At 56.0% G+C, this 22,710-nt stretch carries 24 protein-coding genes; 9 read left to right on the top strand and 15 right to left on the bottom strand.

The window, feature by feature from the left end; genetic code table 11:
* The first annotated feature begins 64 nt into the window (after window positions 1-64).
* From V1587_RS08320 to V1587_RS08310, 3 genes are read left to right on the top strand one after another with little or no spacing between them, the layout of a single operon-like run.
* Window positions 65-679 carry a methylthioribulose 1-phosphate dehydratase gene (locus V1587_RS08320; RefSeq protein WP_371898914.1) on the top strand — a complete coding sequence of 205 codons (615 nt, stop codon included), beginning with the start codon at window positions 65-67 and terminating at the stop codon, window positions 677-679.
* Window positions 676-1,365, top strand: coding sequence for an acireductone synthase (mtnC, locus tag V1587_RS08315; protein WP_371898915.1), 690 nt, complete (start codon window positions 676-678; stop codon window positions 1,363-1,365). Before V1587_RS08320 ends, mtnC begins: the two co-directional genes overlap by 4 nt.
* A complete protein-coding gene (locus tag V1587_RS08310; protein WP_371898916.1) occupies window positions 1,362-1,904 on the top strand; it encodes an acireductone dioxygenase in 543 nt (180 codons plus the stop codon). Before mtnC ends, V1587_RS08310 begins: the two co-directional genes overlap by 4 nt.
* A 66-nt stretch (window positions 1,905-1,970) precedes the next feature.
* Here the strand turns inward: V1587_RS08310 and V1587_RS08305 are convergent, their stop codons facing one another.
* From V1587_RS08305 to V1587_RS08295, 3 genes are read right to left on the bottom strand one after another with little or no spacing between them, the layout of a single operon-like run.
* Window positions 1,971-3,374: a hypothetical protein gene (locus V1587_RS08305; RefSeq protein WP_371898917.1), complete on the bottom strand. Its 1,404-nt coding sequence runs from the start codon at window positions 3,372-3,374 to the stop codon at window positions 1,971-1,973.
* On the bottom strand, window positions 3,364-5,007 hold the full coding sequence (locus V1587_RS08300; protein WP_371898918.1) for a VPA1262 family N-terminal domain-containing protein: 1,644 nt from the start codon (window positions 5,005-5,007) through the stop codon (window positions 3,364-3,366). Before V1587_RS08300 ends, V1587_RS08305 begins: the two co-directional genes overlap by 11 nt.
* A 50-nt stretch (window positions 5,008-5,057) precedes the next feature.
* A complete protein-coding gene (locus tag V1587_RS08295) occupies window positions 5,058-5,306 on the bottom strand; it encodes a helix-turn-helix domain-containing protein (RefSeq protein WP_371898919.1) in 249 nt (82 codons plus the stop codon).
* A 105-nt stretch (window positions 5,307-5,411) separates the two neighbouring features.
* On the opposite strand from V1587_RS08295, the gene V1587_RS08290 reads away from it, so the two are divergent.
* Complete coding sequence (locus tag V1587_RS08290) at window positions 5,412-5,684, top strand: helix-turn-helix domain-containing protein (protein WP_371898920.1); 273 nt, start codon at window positions 5,412-5,414, stop codon at window positions 5,682-5,684.
* A 62-nt stretch (window positions 5,685-5,746) separates the two neighbouring features.
* On the opposite strand, the gene V1587_RS08285 is transcribed toward V1587_RS08290, so the two are convergent.
* Window positions 5,747-6,217 carry an SRPBCC family protein gene (locus V1587_RS08285; protein ID WP_371898921.1) on the bottom strand — a complete coding sequence of 157 codons (471 nt, stop codon included), beginning with the start codon at window positions 6,215-6,217 and terminating at the stop codon, window positions 5,747-5,749.
* 42 nt (window positions 6,218-6,259) lie between these two features.
* On the bottom strand, window positions 6,260-7,276 hold the full coding sequence (mtnA, locus tag V1587_RS08280; protein ID WP_371898922.1) for an S-methyl-5-thioribose-1-phosphate isomerase: 1,017 nt from the start codon (window positions 7,274-7,276) through the stop codon (window positions 6,260-6,262).
* A gap of 104 nt (window positions 7,277-7,380) precedes the next feature.
* Between mtnA and mtnK the strand changes: the two genes are divergently transcribed.
* Window positions 7,381-8,580: an S-methyl-5-thioribose kinase gene (mtnK, locus tag V1587_RS08275; RefSeq protein ID WP_371898923.1), complete on the top strand. Its 1,200-nt coding sequence runs from the start codon at window positions 7,381-7,383 to the stop codon at window positions 8,578-8,580.
* Between the two features lie 99 nt (window positions 8,581-8,679).
* Here the strand turns inward: mtnK and V1587_RS08270 are convergent, their stop codons facing one another.
* The 4 genes from V1587_RS08270 to V1587_RS08255 all read right to left on the bottom strand — a co-directional run bounded on the left by V1587_RS08270 (window position 8,680) and on the right by V1587_RS08255 (window position 13,593).
* Window positions 8,680-9,921 (bottom strand): LVIVD repeat-containing protein, encoded by a 1,242-nt coding sequence (locus tag V1587_RS08270; RefSeq protein ID WP_395314560.1) that lies wholly within the window; start codon window positions 9,919-9,921, stop codon window positions 8,680-8,682.
* 93 nt (window positions 9,922-10,014) lie between these two features.
* The gene (locus V1587_RS08265) at window positions 10,015-11,079 is read right to left on the bottom strand and encodes a sugar ABC transporter substrate-binding protein (RefSeq protein WP_395314559.1); all 1,065 of its coding nucleotides are present in this window, start codon (window positions 11,077-11,079) and stop codon (window positions 10,015-10,017) included.
* A 19-nt stretch (window positions 11,080-11,098) separates the two neighbouring features.
* Entirely contained in the window at window positions 11,099-12,094 is a 996-nt protein-coding gene (locus V1587_RS08260) for an ABC transporter permease (protein ID WP_371898926.1), read from the bottom strand.
* Window positions 12,091-13,593 carry a sugar ABC transporter ATP-binding protein gene (locus V1587_RS08255; protein ID WP_371898927.1) on the bottom strand — a complete coding sequence of 501 codons (1,503 nt, stop codon included), beginning with the start codon at window positions 13,591-13,593 and terminating at the stop codon, window positions 12,091-12,093. Before V1587_RS08255 ends, V1587_RS08260 begins: the two co-directional genes overlap by 4 nt.
* A gap of 159 nt (window positions 13,594-13,752) precedes the next feature.
* Between V1587_RS08255 and V1587_RS08250 the strand changes: the two genes are divergently transcribed.
* From V1587_RS08250 to V1587_RS08235, 4 genes are all read left to right on the top strand, one after another.
* Window positions 13,753-14,841, top strand: a complete 1,089-nt coding sequence (locus V1587_RS08250) for an oxidoreductase (RefSeq protein ID WP_371898928.1) — start codon at window positions 13,753-13,755, stop codon at window positions 14,839-14,841.
* A gap of 57 nt (window positions 14,842-14,898) precedes the next feature.
* A complete protein-coding gene (locus tag V1587_RS08245; protein WP_024906989.1) occupies window positions 14,899-15,642 on the top strand; it encodes an SDR family NAD(P)-dependent oxidoreductase in 744 nt (247 codons plus the stop codon).
* 183 nt (window positions 15,643-15,825) lie between these two features.
* A complete protein-coding gene (locus V1587_RS08240) occupies window positions 15,826-16,122 on the top strand; it encodes a type II toxin-antitoxin system RelE/ParE family toxin (RefSeq protein ID WP_371898929.1) in 297 nt (98 codons plus the stop codon).
* Window positions 16,103-16,507, top strand: coding sequence for a helix-turn-helix domain-containing protein (locus tag V1587_RS08235; RefSeq protein WP_371898930.1), 405 nt, complete (start codon window positions 16,103-16,105; stop codon window positions 16,505-16,507). Before V1587_RS08240 ends, V1587_RS08235 begins: the two co-directional genes overlap by 20 nt.
* On the opposite strand, the gene V1587_RS08230 is transcribed toward V1587_RS08235, so the two are convergent.
* The 6 genes from V1587_RS08230 to entE form a co-directional block, all read right to left on the bottom strand.
* The gene (locus V1587_RS08230; protein ID WP_006809671.1) at window positions 16,504-16,701 is read right to left on the bottom strand and encodes a YbdD/YjiX family protein; all 198 of its coding nucleotides are present in this window, start codon (window positions 16,699-16,701) and stop codon (window positions 16,504-16,506) included. The genes V1587_RS08235 and V1587_RS08230 overlap by 4 nt on opposite strands.
* 104 nt (window positions 16,702-16,805) lie before the next feature.
* Window positions 16,806-18,911, bottom strand: a complete 2,106-nt coding sequence (gene cstA, locus V1587_RS08225; RefSeq protein WP_371898931.1) for a pyruvate/proton symporter CstA — start codon at window positions 18,909-18,911, stop codon at window positions 16,806-16,808.
* 149 nt (window positions 18,912-19,060) lie between these two features.
* Complete coding sequence (entH, locus tag V1587_RS08220) at window positions 19,061-19,474, bottom strand: proofreading thioesterase EntH (RefSeq protein ID WP_371898932.1); 414 nt, start codon at window positions 19,472-19,474, stop codon at window positions 19,061-19,063.
* Window positions 19,475-20,230, bottom strand: a complete 756-nt coding sequence (gene entA / locus V1587_RS08215; protein WP_371898933.1) for a 2,3-dihydro-2,3-dihydroxybenzoate dehydrogenase EntA — start codon at window positions 20,228-20,230, stop codon at window positions 19,475-19,477.
* The gene (locus V1587_RS08210) at window positions 20,230-21,084 is read right to left on the bottom strand and encodes an isochorismatase family protein (protein WP_371898934.1); all 855 of its coding nucleotides are present in this window, start codon (window positions 21,082-21,084) and stop codon (window positions 20,230-20,232) included. The genes entA and V1587_RS08210 overlap by 1 nt, the downstream gene beginning before the upstream one ends.
* A 10-nt stretch (window positions 21,085-21,094) precedes the next feature.
* Window positions 21,095-22,705 (bottom strand): (2,3-dihydroxybenzoyl)adenylate synthase EntE, encoded by a 1,611-nt coding sequence (gene entE, locus V1587_RS08205; RefSeq protein ID WP_371898935.1) that lies wholly within the window; start codon window positions 22,703-22,705, stop codon window positions 21,095-21,097.
* Window positions 22,706-22,710 lie beyond the last annotated feature (5 nt).

Raw genomic sequence — 22,710 nt, 5'->3', positions numbered from 1 at the left:
TGGCAATCAAGACGCTTAGACGTCTAAACAATATGAATATTCCTGGCCGAGAGGGTAAAAGGAAATGACAGACAACCTGCAACTCACGCATCTGGTCGACGCCTGCCGCTGGATTGGTGCCAAAGGCTGGGCCCCAGCCACCGGCGGCAACATGTCGGTGCGTCAGGACGAACATCTGTGCTGGCTAAGCGAATCCGGTAAGGACAAAGGCAGCCTCACCATGGATGACTTCCTGCAGGTCGAGATTGCCACCAATCGCGCCCCATCCGGTCGTAAACCTTCGGCGGAGACCGGGCTGCACACCCTTATCTACCGTCTGTTTCCTGAGGCCAACGCCGTTCTGCACGTTCATACCGTCAACGCCACGGTGCTGTCCCGTCTGGTCAAAGAAGCCGAGCTCAACATTAGCGGCTTTGAGATGCAAAAATCCCTCACCGGGCAGACTACGCATCTGGACACGGTGGCTATCCCGGTCTTCGATAACGACCAGGATATTGACGCCCTCGCCTCCCGAATCGCCCATTACGCACGGGAACGCCCGCTTAATTATGGTTTTCTTCTGCGCGGTCATGGCTTAACCTGCTGGGGACGCGACGTGGCCGAGGCCCGCCGTCATCTTGAAGGATTAGAATTCTTATTTGAATGCGAAATGCGTTTACGACAACTGGAGAGAATATGATTCGCGCGATTGTGACGGATATTGAAGGGACCACCAGCGATATCCGTTTTGTCCATGACGTTTTGTTCCCCTACGCGCGTGAGCGGCTGGCGGCCTTCGTGACCGCTCAGCAGTACGCCGAGCCGGTCAAATCCATTCTGGACAACCTGCGTGATGAAATCGGTCACCCGAACGCCAGCGTCGGCGAACTTATCGACGCCCTGTTTGCCTTTATGGATGAAGACCGCAAATCGACCGCGCTCAAAGCCCTGCAGGGAATCATCTGGCACGACGGCTACGTCAACGGCGACTTTACTGGCCATCTCTACCCGGACGTGCTGCCCGCGCTGGAAAAATGGAAAGCGCAAGGGATTGATCTCTATGTTTATTCCTCTGGCTCCGTCGCCGCGCAGAAACTGTTATTTGGCTACAGCGACGAAGGTGATATTACTCATCTGTTCAGCGGCTATTTTGACACCCACATCGGCGCCAAGCGCGAGGTGCAGTCTTATCAGAACATTGCGGCGCAAACGGGCATTGCCCCGTCGCAGATCCTGTTCCTGTCCGATATTCATCAGGAGCTGGACGCGGCTGAACAGGCAGGTTTTCGTACCCTGCAGCTGATTCGCGGCGATGATGACGGCGCAAGCCATCACCATCAGGTCCACCAGTTTGACGAGATTAACCCGGAGCAGATCCCTTCATGAGCGCATTAACCATTTATTCCGATAAAGACGCCAGCCGACACCAGTGGCACAGCACCGACGCCGCCGAGATCGCCCAACAGCTCAACGCTAAAGGCGTGCGGTTTGAACGCTGGGCTGCGGATCGCGATTTAGGACACGATCCTGCGCCTGAAGCCGTGATCGCGGCGTATCAGCATGCGATCGACAAGCTGGTCGCAGAGAAAGGCTATCAGAGCTGGGACGTAATCAGCCTGCGCGCCGACAACCCGCAGAAAGAGGCGCTGCGCGCTAAATTCCTGAACGAACACACCCACGGCGAAGACGAAGTGCGCTTCTTCGTGGAAGGCGCGGGGCTGTTCTGCCTGCACATTGGCGATGAGGTGTATCAGGTACTGTGCGAGAAAAACGACCTGATCTCCGTGCCGGCGGGCACGCCGCACTGGTTTGATATGGGTTCAGAGCCGAACTTTACGGCGATCCGTATTTTCGATAACCCGGAAGGCTGGGTGGCGCAGTTTACCGATAGTAACATCTCCCAAAAGTATCCTACGCTGAGTTAATAAAGATAAGAGGTCTATTCTAAACGACCTCATATCTTTTCAACCACACCATAAGCTCCATTTAATTTATTCACCCCTAAGCGTACTAAATATATATTCATTTTCTTGAAAGCAAATAGGCATATACGTTCTACCAAGCATTGCTATTGGCAGATGAACATCGTATGCTATATTTTCCGCATGTGAAACGGGCTGTAAAACACATAATTTCGTGTACCAAAAAGATGTCATCGCAGATGATGTACTATACCATCGTGAAGAAAACCCCTTCATCTCGTTAATAATATCTAACATTATTACATCCCTTTCCTCTTTTGTACAACACTCTAAATAATACATTGTTATAGCATAGTCAATATCGCAAACCTTTATTTCATTAAGGAATTCAGCCTTTAATTCTTTTATCTGAAACCACTCTCTCCATAATTCATAGGCTATCTTCCACGTTGACATTCTAAACGACTGCTCTGCATATAATGAAAACTCAGACATACACTCAGAAACAGCCTTTCGGCCTCCATTATCAGAATTAAGTTCGTAAAGATGTAACGATATCGAATTAAAATATAGCGTCATTAACCCCTCAGACTTTATAGAAGCCAAGGCTTTTCCTAAAGGTTGTTGTAAAGTCGGGTACCTAGAGGGAAATGTATTAAATATCTTCATAAAATGCCCTGAGAGTTCTAAATTAACAAAAACATTCAAAAGCAATTCACTAATACGATCTTTATTAATTTTTTCCTTCCTGATTCTATTAAATGGAAAGATAGAAGCAATCGTATAAAAATTGATGCATGCAGAATTTGTTGAAATTGCCAAATCCAGAGCTTTATCCTCCCCCAAATAATCAAAAACCCCCCATAACACTGGGACATCCCTATGTCTATTTAAAGCGTCAATCAACATTTCACGGCAATTATAATAAAGAAAATCAACAGAACTTTTAATGTAATGATTTAGAAATAATTTGTAAACGTCAGCCTCGCGATGAAATTCATTGTAAATTGAATACCAATCATTTTTTTTAACGATATCATTTATGTAATTCTTTTTTTCAGTGTTATGGAAATCAGTATCACAACAATAATCAATAGAACTAATTGATGAAGTTATCATTTCTATCGACGTTGAATAAAATATCTTCGAGTCACTATGCAAACGATTATTACTCCAAAAAACATCAGAACCTATAGTTACATCGATAATATAGTAAATTGCAATAACTTCAAATTTATCATTGATATGCCCGTTGAAGATAATACATTCAATCCATTTCAAAAAAAACAATGCATCGTTGGAATATACAGTGCATCCAGTTCTATTCGTAAAGATAAATTCTGACAATCCATCCACACTTTCTGCACGTAACAATAAATGCTCCATGCAATTACAATCTTCTTTTACAGCACGAATAACTTCCGAAAAATACAATGCGAATTGTTCTTCTACTAATTTAGTATCATTTGTCATATGTACTCCAAACTAAGCAATCAGGATGTTGTATAACACCCCACAATTCCTCAAATGCATCTGCTATCAGTTGCGCATCACTTACTTTTTGTAAAATATGATGTTCTCTACCTACACTATTTATCGAGGTACCAATTGACCAAGCCATTGGTTCATTTTCGGTATAAGGAAAAATTAAAAATCGATCATGAAAGTTCCACCCTTTGTTACCGTAGGGCTTCCTTACTTCAATATTTAATCCTAACAATGTTTGTGGTGGGAGTGTTGACAAGCGTCCAAATGAATCAGAAATATACTCATCCATACTTCCATCGTCTTCAGCATTGGAAACCTTTGCATCACCAGCTACTTTTGAAATGTACTTTGAGGAAGTTATCGCTCTCATTTTCGATTTCAAACATGTATTGTAGAATAATGTCTCCAATAAATCATCGCCATTAAGATACGGATCCCACAAACAAACACCATTTTCTCCAAATTTGTTTATCAAAAAACGGATATCATTTAAAGCACGGGTTCGTTCACTTTCTCTATATTTACCCTTTGCGTTATATTGGACAAAATATTTTTCATGTAAGAGTTGCTCTCGTTCGCTACGATAAATACGAATCGAAGACCATTTTTTAACATCACTATCCCTTTCTCCAATCATGCTATTTTGTGGACTATAAACTTGTATTTTATCAAATCCTCCACTTTTTAAAGGAATAATTCTTGAACTGCCATTAATTGCTCTCATATTCAATGCAATTCTTTTAATAAATGACGAAGGTCTAACTGCATAAAGAAGAACTTTATGAAAAGGATCCCATATTGTCATTTCGTAAGGACTGCCATACTGACTTGGGAAGATCATTTCATTTTGCTCAGCACTAAGCACCGTGGAGTAAAATGAATCAATATTTGAATCACGATCCATCCTCTTAAAAGTAATATACACATCTCTTTTTGAAGCAGAGGGATGCCAAATAAGTTCGCAATGTAAATTTTCATTATTTGGATATGTGCGCACTCTCGCGCGAATAATATTTACTGGGATTTGCATTAATATACATCCTAATTTATCTGAAACTGATGCAATGCTAAAAGGAATCAACTTACTCACTTTTGAAGACAATTCTTGAAGAACCTGAGGATTATCTAAAAGGAAGTGAAGTTCATTTTTTGCTTCATTTTCTAATTCAACTAGTAAAGAACCACCAAAAAAATTATTTTTTAACAGCTTATTTATTACATTACAGTCGTAACTATCTGCTGGGATGAATTTATATGGATTGATTTTATAGTCACAAGCGGGCAATACGTCTTTACAACTTAGCCATGTTCTATCATTTATTAACCTTTTAATAAGCAATAAAATAGTTTCATGCGTGATATAATATTTTTTAATCCCAAAATACCAATTCTTTAAAGAGGATACTTTTAAATCATCTTTTCCATTCAAATAGCTTATCTTTTCAAACTCAGGATTAGTGACATTTTCATAGACGAGATGCGTTAAAACATTTATTACTGCGCGGCTATTTTTATTTAATGCAAATAGTTCAGTAACTTCTATGCAATTATAAAAGCCTAATACCCCCTCCGTAGTTAATCTATCTAAATCTAATATTAGATCATTTAACTCATCCATGCTTTTGCCTCATACATTTTCTTAACAAATGAATAAATGTAATGCTTGTTTTATTGCTTCCATGATCCCATGAGAACCATATCACGTATTACCTTTTCAGTATCTAATCCAACCAATGTTGCTAAACGCACAAACTCCACCACGTCTAACCTACGCACACCGTTTTCTACTTTGGCAATAAACGATTGTGGTTTACCCAAGTCCTCAGCAAGTTGCGCCTGAGTAATCCCCTTCTCTTTACGAGCTTTCTTCAACGCGTTGATTACACGCTGGTATTCATCCGAGTAAACTGAAGCCATTGTTCCGATTCCATACAAATATCCTGAAATCGAATATCCTCCCATTGTTTTTTATCCCAAAACAGGATAATTGAGCGCGTAACAAACACATGTAAGGAGGACACAATGCAACATCAGAACTGGCATCCGGCCGATATTATCGCTGCACTAAAGAAACATGGAACAAGCCTGGCTGCGTTGTCACGAAAGGCTGGCCTTTCCTCAGCCACGCTGGCAAACGCGCTTACCCGACCATGGCCCAAAGGTGAACTGCTTATCGCTCAGGCGCTAGACATTCCACCCGATGTGATATGGCTGGAAAGATACTTTGATGAAAAGGGAGAGCGAGTATTTCGTCAGATGAGGAATTCCAAAAAGAGAAATCTGTCTTCAACATAATCAATGAATTCTCCCCCCCTCACCCCAACCCTCTCCCTCAAGGGAGAGGGGGTCTAGGAGCACTACCGTTTTAGCCCCTTCACATACCCCACCAGCTGATCCAGCACTATCCCCCACCCTTCGTGGAAGCCCATCTGCTCGTGCTGCTCGCGGATATCCTTCGTCGGATGACGCGCAATCGCCGTATAGAGCGTTTTGCCCTCCCCGACATCTTCCAGCAATAAAATCGCCGTCATAAACGGCTTCTCGGCCGGTTTCCAGCCTTCGGTATAGCCGTCGGTAAAGACCAGCTTTTTCCCCGGGTCGATTTCCAGGAACACACCCCGGTTATCCATCCGCTGCCCGTCCACATCAAACACGGTGTTGAACCGACCGCCCACGCGCAGATCGAGGTCACATTCGGTCACCTTATGGGGAGCAGGAATGAAAAAGTTTTTGATGTGTTCCGGCGTGGTCCAGCAGAGCCACAGCAGATCGCGCGGTGCGTCCACCACGCGCTCCAGTTTTAAGTCAGTTTCAGGATCGAGCGTCACGATATTGTCCTCTTAAGGGAACCCCTTAAAGGATAGCCGGACTCAGGCGAATTTCCCGTTTGCCACCGCCTCCGGCGTGACCACGCCCGTATCCAGCACCCAGCCGCTAATCAGCGAGGCAGGAGTAACGTCAAACGCCGGGTTATAAACCCGTGCATCTTCCGGTGCCCACTGCACCGCGCCAAAGCTTCCGGCTACGCCCGTTACCTCGCTGGCGGCGCGCTGCTCAATCGGGATCGCGTCGCCGTTCGGGCAGTCCGGATCGAGAGTGGTTTGCGGCGCGGCCACGTAGAACGGAATGCCGTGGAATTTTGCCAGCACCGCCAGGGAATAGGTGCCGATCTTGTTCGCCACGTCGCCGTTGGCGGCAATGCGGTCTGCGCCCACCCACACTGCGTCTACCTGCCCTTTCGCCATCAGGCTGGCGGCCATGGAATCGGTAATCAGCTGATACGGCACGCCCAGCTCGCCGAGTTCCCACGCGGTCAATCTACCGCCCTGCAGCAGCGGACGGGTTTCATCGACCCAGACGTTGCTAACGTTGCCTTCCTGGTGCGCGCGAGCAATCACCCCCAGCGCGGTGCCGACGCCTGCCGTTGCCAGCCCGCCGGTGTTGCAGTGGGTCAGCAGGCGGCTGCCGGGCTTCACCAGCGCGCTGCCCGCTTTCGCAATGGCGTCACAGAGCCGTTTGTCTTCGTCGATCAGGCGCAGCGCCTCGGCGACCAGCGCCGGAACATACTCTTCCTGCCACAGCGCCAGCTTCATGCGGTCAAGGTTGTTCATCAGGTTCACCGCCGTCGGGCGGGACGCGCGCAGGGTTTCCAGCGCAACCGCCAGCTCGTCACGGCTTTTGCCGTTTTCCGCCAGCAGCGCCAGCAGCAGACTTGCAGAGAGACCGATCAGCGGCGCGCCGCGCACCCGCAAGGCGTGAATATGCCCCACCAGCGCCTCTACCGTTGAGGCATCCAGCCAGCGTTTCTCCTGCGGAAGGGCCTGCTGGTCGAGAATAAAGAGCTGATTATTCGTCACCCGCAGGCTGGTCGTCTGTAATGTCTGCATGTCGTTAATTCCCTGTTGCGTTGTTGTAGCACATTGTGTCAGGATGAAATCCAGATGTATAGACGTCTACATGTCTTTATTAGCAAACCCGTGAGGAGCAGGCCATGTCGCAATACCGTACCTTTACCGCTCAGGACGCCGTGGAATATGCCAGGCAGTTTGGCGGCCTTGACGATCCTTCATCGCTGGTGGAGGCGCAGGAGGTAGGCGACGGCAACCTCAATCTGGTGTTCAAAATCTTCGACAGCGCGGGCGTGAGCCGCATCATCGTTAAGCAGGCGCTGCCCTACGTGCGCTGCGTCGGCGAGTCCTGGCCGCTGACGCTGGACCGCGCCCGTCTGGAAGCGCAAACCCTGGTCGAGCACTACCGGCACAGCCCGCAGCACACGGTGAAAATCCACCACTTTGACCCGGAACTGGCGGTGATGGTGATGGAAGATCTCTCCAGCCATCGCATCTGGCGCGGCGAGCTGATCAAAAATAATTATTACCCGCAGGCTGCGCGTCAGCTGGGTGAATACCTCGCACACGCGCTTTTCCACACCAGCGATTTCTACCTGCACCCGCACGAGAAGAAAGCGCAGGTGGCGAAATTCATCAACCCGGAGATGTGCGAGATCACCGAAGATCTGTTCTTCAACGATCCGTACCAGATCCACGAACGCAACAGCTACCCGGCCGAGCTGGAAAATGACGTCGCCGCGCTGCGCGACGACGTCCAGCTGAAAATTGCCGTGGCCTCCCTGAAGCACCGTTTCTTTTCTCAGGCTGAGGCCCTGCTGCACGGGGATATCCACAGCGGCTCGATTTTTGTGGCCGACGGCAGCCTGAAGGCCATCGACGCCGAGTTCGGCTATTTCGGGCCGATTGGCTTTGACGTCGGCACCGCCATCGGCAACCTGCTGCTGAACTTCTGCGGCCTGCCGGGGCATCTGGGCATTCGCGATGCCGCCGCCGCCCGCGAGCAGCGCCTGACCGATATTCAGGAACTGTGGAACACCTTCGCGGAGCGCTTCCAGGCGCTGGCACACGAGAAAACGCGCGACGCCGCGCTCGGCGCACCGGGCTATGCCTCCGCGTTCCTGAAAAAGGTCTGGCATGATGCCATCGGCTTCAGCGGCACAGAACTCATTCGCCGCAGCGTCGGGCTTTCCCACGTCGCGGATATCGACACCATTCAGGACGAGGCGATGCGCCACGAATGCCTGCGCCACGCGATAACGCTCGGCAAGGCGCTGATTGTTATTGCTGACCGTATCGACAGCGCGGAAGATCTGGTGGCGCGGGTGCGGCAGTACAGCTGATATTTTTGCCGGGTGACGGCTTTGCCTTACCCGGCCTACGCTCCTGATTTTCTCCCTCTCCCCGTGGGAGAGGGCCGGGGTGAGGGCATCAAACAGCGCTTACCCCAAATACTCAATCACCGACAGCCCGCCGTTATAGTCCGTGCTGTAGATAATTCCCTGCGCATCCACAAACACGTCACACGACTGGATCACCTGCGGGCGATTCGGGCGGGTATCCATCATTTTCTCCGGTGCCGCAGGCACCAGCGCCCCCGTTTCCACCGGTCGATACGGATTAGAAATGTCATACGCGCGCACGCCCGCATTCTGATAAGTTGCAAAAATCAGCGTTGAGCTGACAAAGCTCCCCGGCCGGTTCTCGTGCAGGTTATGCGGCCCAAAATGCGCCCCTTTAGCCACGTAGTCAGTCTCGTCCGGCTGCGGGAAGGTAGAAATGCTGACCGGATTAGACGGCTCGCGAATATCAAACAGCCAGATCAGCTTCTCGCCGTCCTCCTGGTTATCAAGCACCGCTTCGTCCAGTACCACAAGCAGATCGCGGTCCGGCAGCGGCAGCGCGGTATGCGTCCCGCCGCCAAACGGCGGACTCCAGTTACGGTGGCTAATAAGCTTAGGCTGGGTACGGTCCTTCACGTCAAGCAGCGTCAGGCCGCCGTCGCGCCAGCTGCCGTACGCGGTATCGCCGGCAATAATCGCATGGTGGAGCGCGTAGCGTTTCCCTTCCGGCCAGTTCGGCTGTTCGCCTTCGGCCTGGTTCATCCCCGGCAGCCACCAGCGTCCCGCCACCTCAGGCTTACGCGGGTCGGCCAGGTCGATCGTAAGAAAGATGTAGTCGGTAAAACCGTCGATCAGCGCCGATACGTACGCCCAGCGGCCACCGACGTACCAGATGCGGTGAATGCCAATCCCGTTCAGCGACAGAAAGCCGATTTCGCGCGGCCTGTCCGGGGTGGAGATATCAAACACCCGCAAGCCCGCGCTCCAGCCTTTGTCCTTCACGTCGCTGACGGTCTCGCCCACCTGCCGGGTGTAGTAGACCTTCTCGTCGGCAAAGCGGGCATCGGCAAACAGATCCCGGGCATTGATCACCAGCAGGAGATCGTCATGTGCCTGGAGGTGCACGTTCCAGGTGCCCGGCGGCGCGGGAACATAGCCCGCCGCTTTCGGGTTTTTCGGATCGCGCACGTCTACTATCGAAAAGCCCTGCGACACCATATGGCCAATATAGGCGTAACCGCGGTGCACCATCAGCTGCACGCCGTCCGGGCGACCGCCCTGATCGCTATGGCCAATCAGCCGCATATTGCGGCTGTATTCGGGAGGGGGTAAAGAAGTCACCTTGAGCTCCTTACGCCCGGTGGCGCTGCGCTTACCGGGCCTACGGGTGCAAAATGTAGGCCGGGTAAGGCGCAGCCGCCACCCGGCTGGGTTTTATTTATTCTTCGCTTCCAGCGTCGCAAACCACGGCGCAATAAAATCTTCCGTCTGGCCCCAGCCCGGAATGATTTTGCCCAGCGACGCCACGTTCACCGCGCCCGGCTGGGCGGTCAGCAGCGCCTGCGGAATAGCGGCTGCCTTAAAATCGTAGGTCGCAGGCGTCGCTTCCCCGGCAATTTTGTTCGCCACCAGACGCACGTTGGTCGCCCCAATCAGCTTCGGATCCACCGCCACGCTCACCTTCCACGGGCTGCCCGGCTCGCGCATCAGCTGCAGATCCTGGTTGGAGATGTCGATGCTGTAGAGTTTGATCTCGGTACGGCCGTTCTCTTTCAGCGCTTTATACGCGCCCTGGCTGAAGGCGTCCCAGGTTCCCCAGATGGCGTCGATTTTACCTTTCGGGTATTTCGCCAGGATCGCGCCCACTTTGTTGGCGGTGTCGCCCTGCACGTCAGAGGAGACCGCGCCGATAGACTCCAGCTCTTTGATGTCCGGGTACTGTTTTTGCAGCTCTTTATACGCCGCCTGACGACGCTCCATCGGCGGGAAGCCCGCGACCCACAGCTTGACGATATTGGCCTTGCCGTTGAAATCTTTCGCCAGCTGGCCGAAGGAGAGATTGGTCAGGGAGGCATCATCCTGCTGGGTGACGGTCACGCCCGGGATCTCGCCGTTAACCGCGGTATCGAATACTGCAACTTTAATCCCGGCGTCCACCGCCTTCTTCACCAGCGCGGTGGAGTACGGATCGCGGCCCTGAGAAAGGATAATCCCGTCGTACTTCTGGCTGATGGCCTGGTTCACGAAGTCCTGGAATTTAGCGTCGTCCCCGTTGCTTAAAAAGGTGCTGACCTTAAAGCCAAGCTTCTTCCCTTCCTGAATGGCCCCGGCAATAAACTGCGTGGTGTTGTCGTCTGAGCCGAGGTTACGGATCACCGCGATGCGAATGGGGCCGTCATGGTTAGCTATGGCCGCCGGAAGCGGTGCGGGCGTGGCCGCATAGCCAGGCAGAGCGGTGAATAACCCTAATGCCACCAAAGAGAGTGCAATCTTTTTCATTTTTTATCCCGTTGTGTTGTCAGCGTTTTTGTATGTACGTAATCGCCAGCGCTACCGCGAGCACCAGCCCTTTTATAATGTCCATGGCGTAATACGGCACGGAGAGCATCACCAGCCCGTTCGACAGCACGCCGAGAATGACCGCCCCGACCAGAGTTCCCAGCGCATTCGGCTTGCCGGACCCGGCCAGCGAGAAGCCAATCCACGCCGCCGCCACCGCATCCATCAGGTAACCGCCGCCCGCGTTTACCTGCGACGAGCCAATGCGCGAGGCCAGCAAAATCCCGCCCAGGCCCGCCAGCAGGGAGGCAATCACGTAGGCCGCCACCTTGTAGCGGGTGGTGCGAATCCCCGAGAGGCGCGCAGCTTCCGGGTTACCGCCGATGGCGTACATCCTGCGCCCGTGGGTGGTCAACGAGAGCCCCAGCTGCGCCAGAACCGTCACTACCAGCATGATGATCACAATCGTCGGCACCTGCCCCAGCAGGCTGAACGCCGTCGGAATGGTGCCTTCCGCCATGTCACCGCTCGGCAGCACCATGTTTTCGGTAATCGAACCGCCGTAGCTGTAGGTCATCGCCACGCCCTGAATGACAAACAGGCTGGCAAGCGTCGCAAGCATGTCCGGAATACGCAGAATGACGATCAGAAAGGCGTTAAACAGCCCCACCAGCGTGCAGAGCGCGAGGGTGATCAAAATAGACTCGGTAGTGCCGAAGCCGTGCCAGACGAAAAGTGAAATCACCAGCGCGTTCGCCAGCGACGCGGTGGATCCCACGGAGAGATCGAACCCGCCGATGGTCAGCGATATCGACACGCCGATGGCTATCACCGTCACGATGGCAATCGAACGCAGAATATTGATGATGTTGTTCGGATCGAGGAAGCTGTCCGACGCCAGGCCAAAGACGGCAACCAGCGCGACGACGGTTAACAGCATGCCCCACTTGTAGAGAAAATCGAAAATCTGCTGACGGCCAGACGCCGCCGCGTTCACTGAAAGGGCCTTGCTCACGACGCCGTTCCTCCGGTTGAATAATAAAGTAGTGTCTCTTCACGGGCCTCGGCCCCGGTGATTTCCGCCACGATGCGCCCGTCCCACAGCACGCAGATGCGGTCGCACAGCCCGACCAGCTCGGCAAACTCGCCGGAGGCGTAAATCACCCCTTTGCCCTCGCGCGCCAGGCCGTCGATCAGCTGGAACAGATCGGTTTTGGCCTTCACGTCCACGCCTTTGGTCGGCTCGTCGAAGATCAGCACGCTCGCGTCATTGCGCAGCCACTTGCCGATGGCGACCTTCTGCTGGTTGCCGCCAGATAAGCGGCGCAGCACCTGTCCCGGCCCACGGGCGCGTACGCCTACGCGGGCGATCACCTCTTCTGCCCAGCGCCACGCCTGTCGATGGCCGAACAGGCTCCAGCGCGAGAAGCTGTTATCGGCGCACACGGCAAGGTTCATGCTCACCGGCTCGTCGATAAAAATGCCCTCTTTGCGCCGCTCCTCCGGCACCAGCGCCAGCCCGCGCAGCACGGAGTCCGCCGGGTCGCTCGGCTGCCAGGACTGATGATTCAGCTCACCGCGCGCCACGCGGCTTTTAGTTGCGCCAAACAGCGCCTTACAGAGTTCGGTTTTGCCCGCCCCCGCCAGCCCGGCAATCCCGAGAATTTCGCCTTTGCGCAGGTGCAGGGAGATATCTTTTAGCAGCGCGTCGTCGTGCAGCCCTTCTACCCGCAGCAACGTTTCGTCGCCGTGCGGCGGCCGCGCGGGCGGGTAGATATCGCTCAGCACGTGGCCGAGCATCTTCTCGACGATCGCTTCGCCGCTGAGATCGGCCATCGGGCCGGACTCGATCAGCTTGCCGTCGCGCAGCACCGTCAGGGTGTCGCAGATAGCTTTTAGCTCGTGAATGCGGTGGGAAATAAACACCACCCCGATGCCCTGCTGCTTTAAACGTCTCACCACGGCAAACAGACGCTCGCTCTCGTGCGCGTCCAGCGGCGCGGTGGGCTCATCAAGAATCAAAAAACGGCAGTGATGGGACAGGGCGCGCGCCAGCAAAATCTGCTGCTTTTCGGCAAGCGTGCAGCTGTCGATGGAACGGCGGACGTCCAGCGTAACGTCAAGCTGCTCCAGCGCCTGTCTCGCCTGCTGGCGGATCGCGCGCCAGTTAAAGCGATGCCCCGGCTGCGCCAGCTGGTCGAGCATGATGTTCTCGGCGATGCTTAACCCCGGGATCAGCGCCACGTCCACTTCCTGCTGCACGAGGTGGATCCCCAGCCGTTTGGCATCGAGCGGTTCGCGGATGCTTACCGGCTGGTTATTAATGCTGATCTCGCCTTCATAATGGTCGTGCGTCCCGCACAGCACCGCCATCAGCGTCGATTTCCCCGCGCCGTTGGCGCCGGTCAGCGCATGTACCGATCCGCCGGTTAAGGTGAAATTCACGCGCGACAGCGCCTGAAAGCCGGAAAAGGCCAGGCTGATACCGCGCATTTCAAGGCGACTGGAAACCATCCGCGTAAATCCTTCATTACTCTTCTGATTTATCGAATTTTTCACAGCTCCGGTTGACTGACAACGACGGAAAAGGCATAAGTTAAAGCGAAATATTATTAGCCATCCGGATGTCCAGACATAACATCGGGTTAGCGCTTGCTAAAAAAGGACAACACCATGAGCAACACCGATATCCGCGTCGTGCCTGGCCCGGCGAACTACTTCTCCCACTCCGGAAGCCTTGCGCGTCTGAATGACTTCTTTACCCCGGAACAGCTTTCCCGCGCGGTGTGGATTTACGGCGAGCGCGCTATCGACGGCGCGCGCCCTTTCCTGCCGGAGAGCTTTAACGCGCCGGGGGCGAAACGCCTGCTGTTTAAAGGCCACTGCAGCGAGCGCGACGTCACCCATCTTGCGAATGAATCCGGCAGCGACGCCAGCGTAGTGATTGGCGTCGGCGGCGGTGCGGTGCTGGATACCGTCAAGGCAGTGGCGCGCCGCTTAGGGGTACCGTTTGTGGGCATCCCCACCATCGCTGCTACCTGCGCGGCCTGGACCCCGCTCTCCGTCTGGTACAACGATGCCGGTCAGGCGCTACATTTCGAGATCTTCGACGACGCCAACTTCCTGGTGCTGGTAGAGCCACAGATCATTCTCAACGCACCCGCGGAATACCTGCTGGCGGGTATCGGCGATACGCTGGCGAAGTGGTACGAAGCGGTAGTGCTTGCTCCGCAGCCTGACAACCTGCCGCTGACCGTGCGGCTGGGCATCAACGGCGCGCTGGCAATCCGCGACGTGCTGCTGGAGCACAGTGAGGAAGCGCTGGCCGACCAGCAGCGCGGCGAGCAAACGCAGGCGTTCCGGGACGTGTTGGATGCGATTATCGCCGGTGGCGGGATGGTCGGCGGTCTGGGCGAGCGCTATACCCGCGTGGCGGCGGCTCATGCGGTGCACAACGGTTTAACCGTGCTGCCGCAGACGGAAAAATACCTCCACGGCACCAAGGTGGCCTACGGCATTCTGGTGCAAAGCGCCCTGCTCGGCCAGGACGACGTGCTGGCACAGCTGGTAGCGGCGTACCAGCGCTTTAACCTGCCGACCACGCTTCGCGAACTGGACGTCGACATCAATAACCGCGACGAGCTGGATCGGGTCATCACCCACACTCTGCGCCCGGTAGAGTCGATTCACTATTTACCCGTTACGTTAACGCCTGACGTTCTGCGCGAGGCGTTTGAGAAGGTGGAATACTTCAGCCGTTAATCTCCCTGACCGTCTATACCTAATGATGATTCTTACTACTCTCGTAACGAGGTCATCATGCAGATCGATTTAACAGGTAAAAAGGCGCTGGTTACCGGCGCCAGCCGCGGGTTGGGTCGTGCGATTGCCCTGTCGCTGGCGCGCGCCGGTGCGGATGTGATTATTACGTATGAAAAATCTGCCGATAAAGCCCAGGCGGTTGCCGATGAGATTAAGGCGCTGGGCCGACACAGCGAAGCCGTGCAGGCCGACAGCGCCAGCGCGCAGGCGATTCAGGATGCCGTCACCCATGCGGCGCGTTCCCTTGGCGGGCTGGATATTCTGGTCAACAACGCCGGGATCGCGCGCGGCGGCCCGCTGGAGTCCATGACCCTGGCGGACATCGACGCGCTCATCAACGTCAACATTCGCGGCGTGGTGATCGCCATTCAGGAAGCGCTGGTGCATATGTCAGACGGCGGGCGCATTATCAACATCGGCAGCTGTCTGGCAAACCGCGTGGCGATGCCGGGCATTGCCGTTTACTCGATGACCAAGTCTGCCCTCAACTCCCTCACACGCGGCCTGGCGCGCGATCTGGGGCCGCGCGGGATTACCGTTAACCTTGTCCACCCCGGCCCCACCAACAGCGATATGAATCCGGAAGACGGCGAACAGGCAGAAGCCCAGCGCCAGATGATCGCCGTCGGTCACTACGGCCAGCCGGAAGACATCGCAGCGGCGGTCACCTTCCTCGCCAGCCCGGCTGCGGGGCAGATCTCCGGTACCGGCCTGGATGTGGACGGTGGTTTAAACGCCTGATCGCACATTTCCTGCAAGCCTCTGTCGTCCGGCAGAGGCCTTTTCGAGCCGCCTCGACGGTTTACGTTTTGCCTCTTACCTGTGTTTTTTCTCCGCTCTACAGTACTCCATAAGAAATTCGGAATTTATCTAATAGTCTTATTATTTCCTTATATTTTGTGTGGGCGTACAGTGGAGGTACGGATGAAGATTGTCTGGTCCAATGGTGCAAAGAAGGCTTTTTCAAAGATTGAAGAGCGGTATCAGCGACGCATTGAGGTAAAGCTTACTGAGCTGGATGACCGTTCAGCTCCCCGGCCCGATATCAAAAAAATATCAGCGACCGAAAATCATTTCCGGCTACGCGTTGGCGATTACCGCATCATCTATACGCTTCGGGACGATCCCGATAACCATTGTTATGTTTTGGCCGTCAAGCGCAGAACTTCAACGACTTACCTGCATGAGGAGAAAGCCACCTATGGCTGTTCAGCTAATTAAGGACGATAACGGTAAAACGCAGTATGTGGTTATTCCTTACCACGAATACTTCCGCATGTGCTCACAGATGGCAGAGATCGACGACGAAACCGATGACGATCTGGAGGATATTGAGGTCGAACACGATAGTCTGGATGACGTGGAATTGCCCGGAGAAGTGTGCAGCATCATGACCTGGCAGAACGTCAGCCTGCAGGCCGCGTGGCGTATCCTGCGCGGGTTATCCCAGCAGGAGGTGGCGGAGAAACTCGGCATCAGCCAGTCCGCCGTGTCACAGCTGGAAGCGCTGGACTCCCGTCCGCAAAAGCGCACCCGTGAAAAGCTGGCAGCGATCTACGGCTGCAAGCAGGAGCAGATCAGCCTCTATTTACCGAAAGAGGGTTAACAGCACTTCGCCCCGCCCTTGCCGCCGTAACGGGCGTCCTGGCGGTCACGGAAAAATTCTTCGTAGGTCATGGGCGTCTGGTCCGGATGGTTGACGCGCATATGCTCGACGTAGTTGTCGTAGTCCGGCACGCCAATCATCATTTTGGCGGCCTGGCCCAGGTACTTACCTGCTTTGGAAAGGGTGTCGAACATAGGTCATTTCTCGTTTGTTTCCCTCACCCCGGCCCTCTCCCAAAGGGAGAGGAAGGATAAGAAATGTAGGCCGGGTAAGGCGAAGCCCCCACCCGGCACAAAGGTTAGTGCGCCCCTTTCGCCTGGGTCACAATCTCTTCCAGGTTTTCAGGCATTGGCTCATAAGGCGTCTCTTTCGCCGTTGGCGTGTCGACTTTCAATGCCGCCAGCGCGGTCTTGAGAGAATACAACGCCAGCACCACGACCACCACCATAAAGAAGATGGTCAGCCCGGCGTCCAGACGGTTGTTAAACACCAGCTGGGACAGCTGCGACTCGGTATACTGCGCCGGGATCTTACCGCTGTCGATCATCGCCTGGAACTTGTTGGCGATTGCCAGGAAGCCCACCTTGTTGTCCGGACTGAAGGCCTTCTGCCAGCCCGCGGTCAGGGTACAGATCAGCAGCCATGCGGTAGGCACCAGCGCCACCCATGCGTAACGCTGGCGTTTCATCTTGAACAAGACTACGGCGCAGAGCATCAGCGCCATGCCCGCCAGCATCTGGTTGGCAATACCGAACAACGGCCACAGGGTGTTAATCCCGCCCAGCGGATCGACCACGCCCTGGTGCAGGAAGTAGCCCCACGCCAGCACGCACAGCGCCGTCGCCAGCAGGTTAGCCGGGAGCGAGTCGGTACGTTTCAGGTTCGGGGAGATGACGCCCAGCAGATCCTGCAGCATAAAGCGCGCCGCACGGGTTCCCGCATCCACCGCAGTCAGGATAAACAGCGCTTCAAACAGAATGGCGAAGTGATACCAGAACGACACGTCCATCAGCCCGCCCAGCGCGCCGTGAAGAATATACGCCATGCCGACCGCCAGCGTCGGCGCCCCGCCCGCGCGGGAGATAATCGACTGCTCGCCCACTTCACTGGCGATGCTCGTCAACGTTTCAGGGGTAATCGCAAAACCCCACCCACTCACCACCTGCGCGGCAGATGCCACCACGTCAACGGTACCGGCCGGAGCCAGGACCGCCATCGGGCTGTTCATCGCGAAGTAGACGCCTGGGTCGATAATGCATGCGGAGACCAGCGCCATGATAGCCACGAAGGACTCCATCAGCATGCCGCCGTAGCCAATCAGGCAGGCCTGATTTTCATTCGCCAGCATCTTCGGCGTCGTCCCGGAGGCGATCAGCGCGTGGAAGCCCGACACTGCACCGCAGGCAATGGTAATAAACAGGAACGGGAAGAGATTGCCGGTCCAGACCGGGCCGGTACCGTCGATAAATTTGGTTAACGCCGGCATGGTTAGCGTTGGGCGCATAATCAGAATACCGATCGCCAGCCCGATGATGGTGCCGATTTTCAGGAACGTAGAGAGATAGTCACGCGGGGCCAGCAGGAGCCACACCGGCAGCACCGCCGCCACAAAGCCGTAGCCCACCAGCATCCAGGTCAGCTGTACGCCGGTAAAGTCGAAGAACGGCGCCCAGGTCGGGCTTTCCGCCACCCAGCCGCCGGAGATAATGGCGAACACGAGGAATACCAGGCCAATCACCGACACTTCACCAATGCGGCCCGGACGCAGGTAGCGAATATAGATCCCCATGAACAGCGCCAGCGGAATGGTAAAGGCAACGGTATACGTTCCCCACGGGCTGTGGGTCAGCGCTTTCACCACGATCATCGCCAGCACCGCGAGGATGATCACCATGATCATAAAGGTCGCCACCAGCGCAATCACCCCGGCGGTTGCCCCCATCTCCTCTTTCACCAGCTCACCCAGCGAACGCCCGTCGCGGCGGGTCGAGACGAACAGCACCATAAAGTCCTGCACCGCGCCCGCCAGCACCACCCCGGCGAGGATCCAGATCATTCCCGGCAGGTAGCCCATCTGCGCCGCCAGCACCGGTCCCACCAGCGGGCCTGCCCCGGCAATCGCCGCAAAATGGTGACCGAACAGCACTTTCTTGTCGGTCGGCACGTAGTCCAGACCGTCGTTATGACGAACGGCCGGGGTCATGCGGGTGCTATCGACCGCCAGAACATTTTTAGCGATATAGCGACCATAAAAACGATAGGCGATCAGGTAAACGCAGACCGAGGCAACGACGATCCAGAGCGCGTTGATCTGCTCCCCCCGGTTGAGGGCGATGTAGCCCAGGGCAAAGGCTCCCACAACGGAGAGCCCTGCCCATGTAAGGTATTTCCCTGAGTTGTTCATAGTTGTTGTCCGTTGTTGTGAAACAGTGAGATGTTACATTTTGTTTCTAGAACAACCGCAAAAATTTAACAACTTTGAAACGCAATAATGCGTGGTCAAACCAGAGATTTACACCACAGTGTTAAGCCGATCACTTTGATCTGCCTGGGCTAGCCCAGCACCATCGTACTCAACCGGCAGGTACAGCACCGCCGCCCCTGCTCGTCGAAGACAACAATCTCCCAGCTCTGGGTGGAGCGGCCCAGATGCAGCGGCTGGCACACCCCGCGCACCTTACCGTGAGAGACCGCCCGATGATGCGTGGCGTTCAGCTCCGTTCCCACCACGCTCTGACCGTCGCGGGTCATCAGAAATCCGGCCATTGAACCGAGCGTTTCCGCCAGCGCCGCCGATGCCCCGCCGTGGAGCAGGCCAAACGGCTGATGGGTACGCGCATCCACCGGCATCTCCGCTTCCAGCATGTCGTCGCCGATACGGGTATAGACAATGCCGAGATGCGCCACCAGGGTGTTCAGGCTGGTGGCGTTCAGCTCCTCGAGCGGTATATGACGTTTCCAGATCATTTACGCCCCCAGCGTGGAGCCGCCGTCCACCACGATATCCTGCAGGGTGATGTGGCTGGCGGCATCGGAGGCAAGGAACAGCACCGTGCTGGCGATCTCCTGCGGACGAGCGATTTTGCCCAGCGGAATACCGAGCTTAAACTGCTCGCCAAAGCCGCGAATACGCTGCTGCTCCGCGTCGTCGCTTTTCCACAGGGTGCGCTGCATGTCGGTATCCGTTGAGCCCGGCGACACCAGGTTACAGCGCACGCCGCAGCCCGCCAGCTCCAGCCCGACGGTCAGGGCCAGGCTTTTCAGCGCCGCTTTCGACGCGCCGTAGGCGCTCATGCCGATGCGCGGCGCGTGCGCCGCGTCGGACGCCACGGTAACAATCGCCCCGCCCTGCTGACGGCGGAACTGGCCCATGGTCAGCTGGAACAGATTGAACGCGCCTCCGACGTTGACCGCGAAGGTGTCCTGCCAGTCCTTCTGCGAGAGCTGGTCCGTCGCTCCCATGCGCAGAATGCCCGCCGCGTTGACCAGCACGTCCAGGCGTTCGAGCGACGCCAGCACTCGCCCGCAGACCTCATGCACCTGCGCGGCATCCGCCACGTCCAGCGTTTCGGTGGCGAACGGGTAATCATACTTCGGAAAGGCCAGATCGAACCCGGTCACCTGCGCACCGGCTTCGGCAAACGCCAGTGCGGTCGCATAGCCAATCCCCTTCCCCGCGCCCGTCACCCAGACGGTTTTGCCGGTAAAATCGAATCCCGCCATTACTTCACCTCGCGGGAAAGCAGCGCCCACCAGGCGTCGAGAGTGGGATTTTTTGCCAGCATCACGAAGTCGATATCGCCATGCACTTTGCGCCAGCGGGCGGCCAGCGCCATCATGCGTACCGAATCCAGTCCGTAGTCGATCAGGTTTTCGTCATCCATCGGCTCGTCGGACTCGTCCAACAGCGGCAGGATCAGTTCGCGCAGCGCGGCTTTGGTCGCCGGAACGGACGGCAGCAGTTCGTCGGTCATCACCACGCGCCCCGAGCGTCCGGCCACATAGTTCAACGACATCAGGTGCTCGTCACGGGTGAAATCCGCCAGCGCGTCGGCAATAAAGAACGGCTTGATGTCGCGCATAAAGGCGTCGGTGGCGGTGGTCATGCAGCCGATGTGGGCGTACACGCCGGTAATCAGCAGCTGGTTGCGGCCCGTCTCTTTCAGCATCTGCTCCAGCGGCGAACGGTGGAACGCGCTGTAGCGCCACTTCACCAGCACCGTGTCCGCTTCGTCCGGCGCCAGCTCGGCGACGATGCGCTGCTGCTCCGGCGAACGGGTCAGGCCCGGCCCCCACATGTCGTTCAGCAGGGCGCGATCGTCGTCGCTCTGCTCTTTTGGCTGCGCGGTGTAGTACACCGGGATATTGTGTTCTTTGCACCAGGCGCGCAGTCTGGCGATGTTCGCCACCACCTGCTGCATCATCGCGCTGTTTTCGCCCCAGAAGTTCAGGAAATACTCCTGCATATCGTGGATCAGCAGCGCCGCGCGCTCGGGCTCAAACGCCCAGTTCACCTTGCTGGTCGGCAGCTCAGCGGCGGTCGGCAGCGCGTAAGCGGTTAATTTTGGAATGGCCATACTCTGTTCCTCAGCCCCGGGCGCGTTCAGCAAGCCACAGGCGCAACTGTTTCTTATCGACTTTGCCGACCGGCGTCAGAGGGAGCGCATCCACGCTCTCCACGCGGTCCGGCAGCTTGAATTCGGCGACGCCCTGCTCGCGCAGGAAGCGGCGCACCTCAACCGCGCGCAGGGGCTGTTTCACCACCAGATACGCGCAGCTTTTTTCGCCCAGCAGGCTGTCCTCCATGCTCACCAGCGCGGCGTGGATCACCGCCTCATGGCGCAGCAGCAGGTTTTCGATCTCTTCGGCAGCGATCTTCTCGCCGCCGCGGTTGATCTGATCCTTCTCGCGTCCCTGCACGGTGATGTAGCCCTGCTCGTCAATGGCGATCAGATCCCCGGAGCAGTAAAAGCCGTCGGCGTCGAAGGCGCTGGCGTTGTGTTCCGGGCTGTTGAAATAGCCGCGGAAGGTATACGGGCCGCGCGTCATCAGACGCCCAACTTCCCCGCGCGGCAGCGGGTTGCCGTGCTCGTCCGCCACCCACACTTCGTCATCCGGGCACATCGGGCGACCCTGGGTGTTGATGATGCGCTCCGGCGCGTCGTCGAGCGCGGTGTAGTTCACCAGCCCTTCCGCCATGCCGAACACCTGCTGAAGCTGGCAGCCGATTTCAAGCGGAATGCGCGCCGCGAGCGTGGCGGAGAGGCGTGCGCCGCCCACCTGCAACAGCTTCAGGGAGTTGAGCTGCGCGTTGCCCGCGCCGTCGGCAATCGCCTGCAGCCAGAGGCTCACCGCCGGCGGAACCAGCGAGGTGACGTTAATCTGATGCCGTTCAATCAGCGGGAAGCAGAGCGTAGCGCTCGGATCGTTCGCCAGCACTACGCAGCCGCCCGCGGTGAAGACGCCCAGCGATCCCGGCGAACTCATGGCGTAGTTATGCGCGGCGGGGAGCGCGTTCAGGTAACGCGTTTCGACGGTAATGCCGCAGATCTCATTGCTGCGGCGGATGCTGTAGTCGTAGTCGTTATGCGTGCGCGGGATCAGCTTCGGCGTGCCGGTACTGCCGCCGGAGAGCTGGAAGAAGGCCACTTCGTCGGCGGGCGTCGGGTTCGGGATGAAGTTGTCCGCCGGACGCGCAATCGCCTCTTCCAGGGCATGTTCACCCTTATCGCCGCGCAGGAGCACGACGCGCACCGAGCGATGCGTATCCACAAAGGTATTAAGAAAATCATCGCCCGCAAACAGCGCGTGGTCACGGTCGGCAATCAGCACGGCGGGTTTGATCTGCGCCGCGTAGGCGTTCAGCTCGCTGCGCTGATGGCTAAAGAGCGCGTTGACCGGCGCGACGCCGATTTGCAGCAGCGCGAAGAAGGTGATGTAGAACTCGGCCACGTTGCCGAGCTGCACCAGCGCGGTCTCACCGCGATGCAGCCCGCGCGCCTGAAGGGCTGAGGCCAGGTTGTTCACCGCCTGATTAAACGCGCGGTAGGTAATGTGCCGCTCGCCGTCGATTATCGCCACGGCATCGCTGCCCGCGCGATCCGTCAGGATGTGGGTCAACGGCAGATCCTGCCAGTAGCCTTTTTCGCGGTAGCGGCGGGCGAATTCCTCAGGCCAGCGGGTAAAAGGGATGGTCATGAGTC

The sequence above is a fragment of the Enterobacter sp. ECC-249 genome (assembly GCF_043965265.1).
In the GTDB taxonomy this organism is placed as follows: Bacteria; Pseudomonadota; Gammaproteobacteria; order Enterobacterales; family Enterobacteriaceae; genus Enterobacter; species Enterobacter quasiroggenkampii.
Note: the sequence above shows the minus strand (reverse complement) of the source record. Positions and strands in the feature narration are given on the sequence as shown.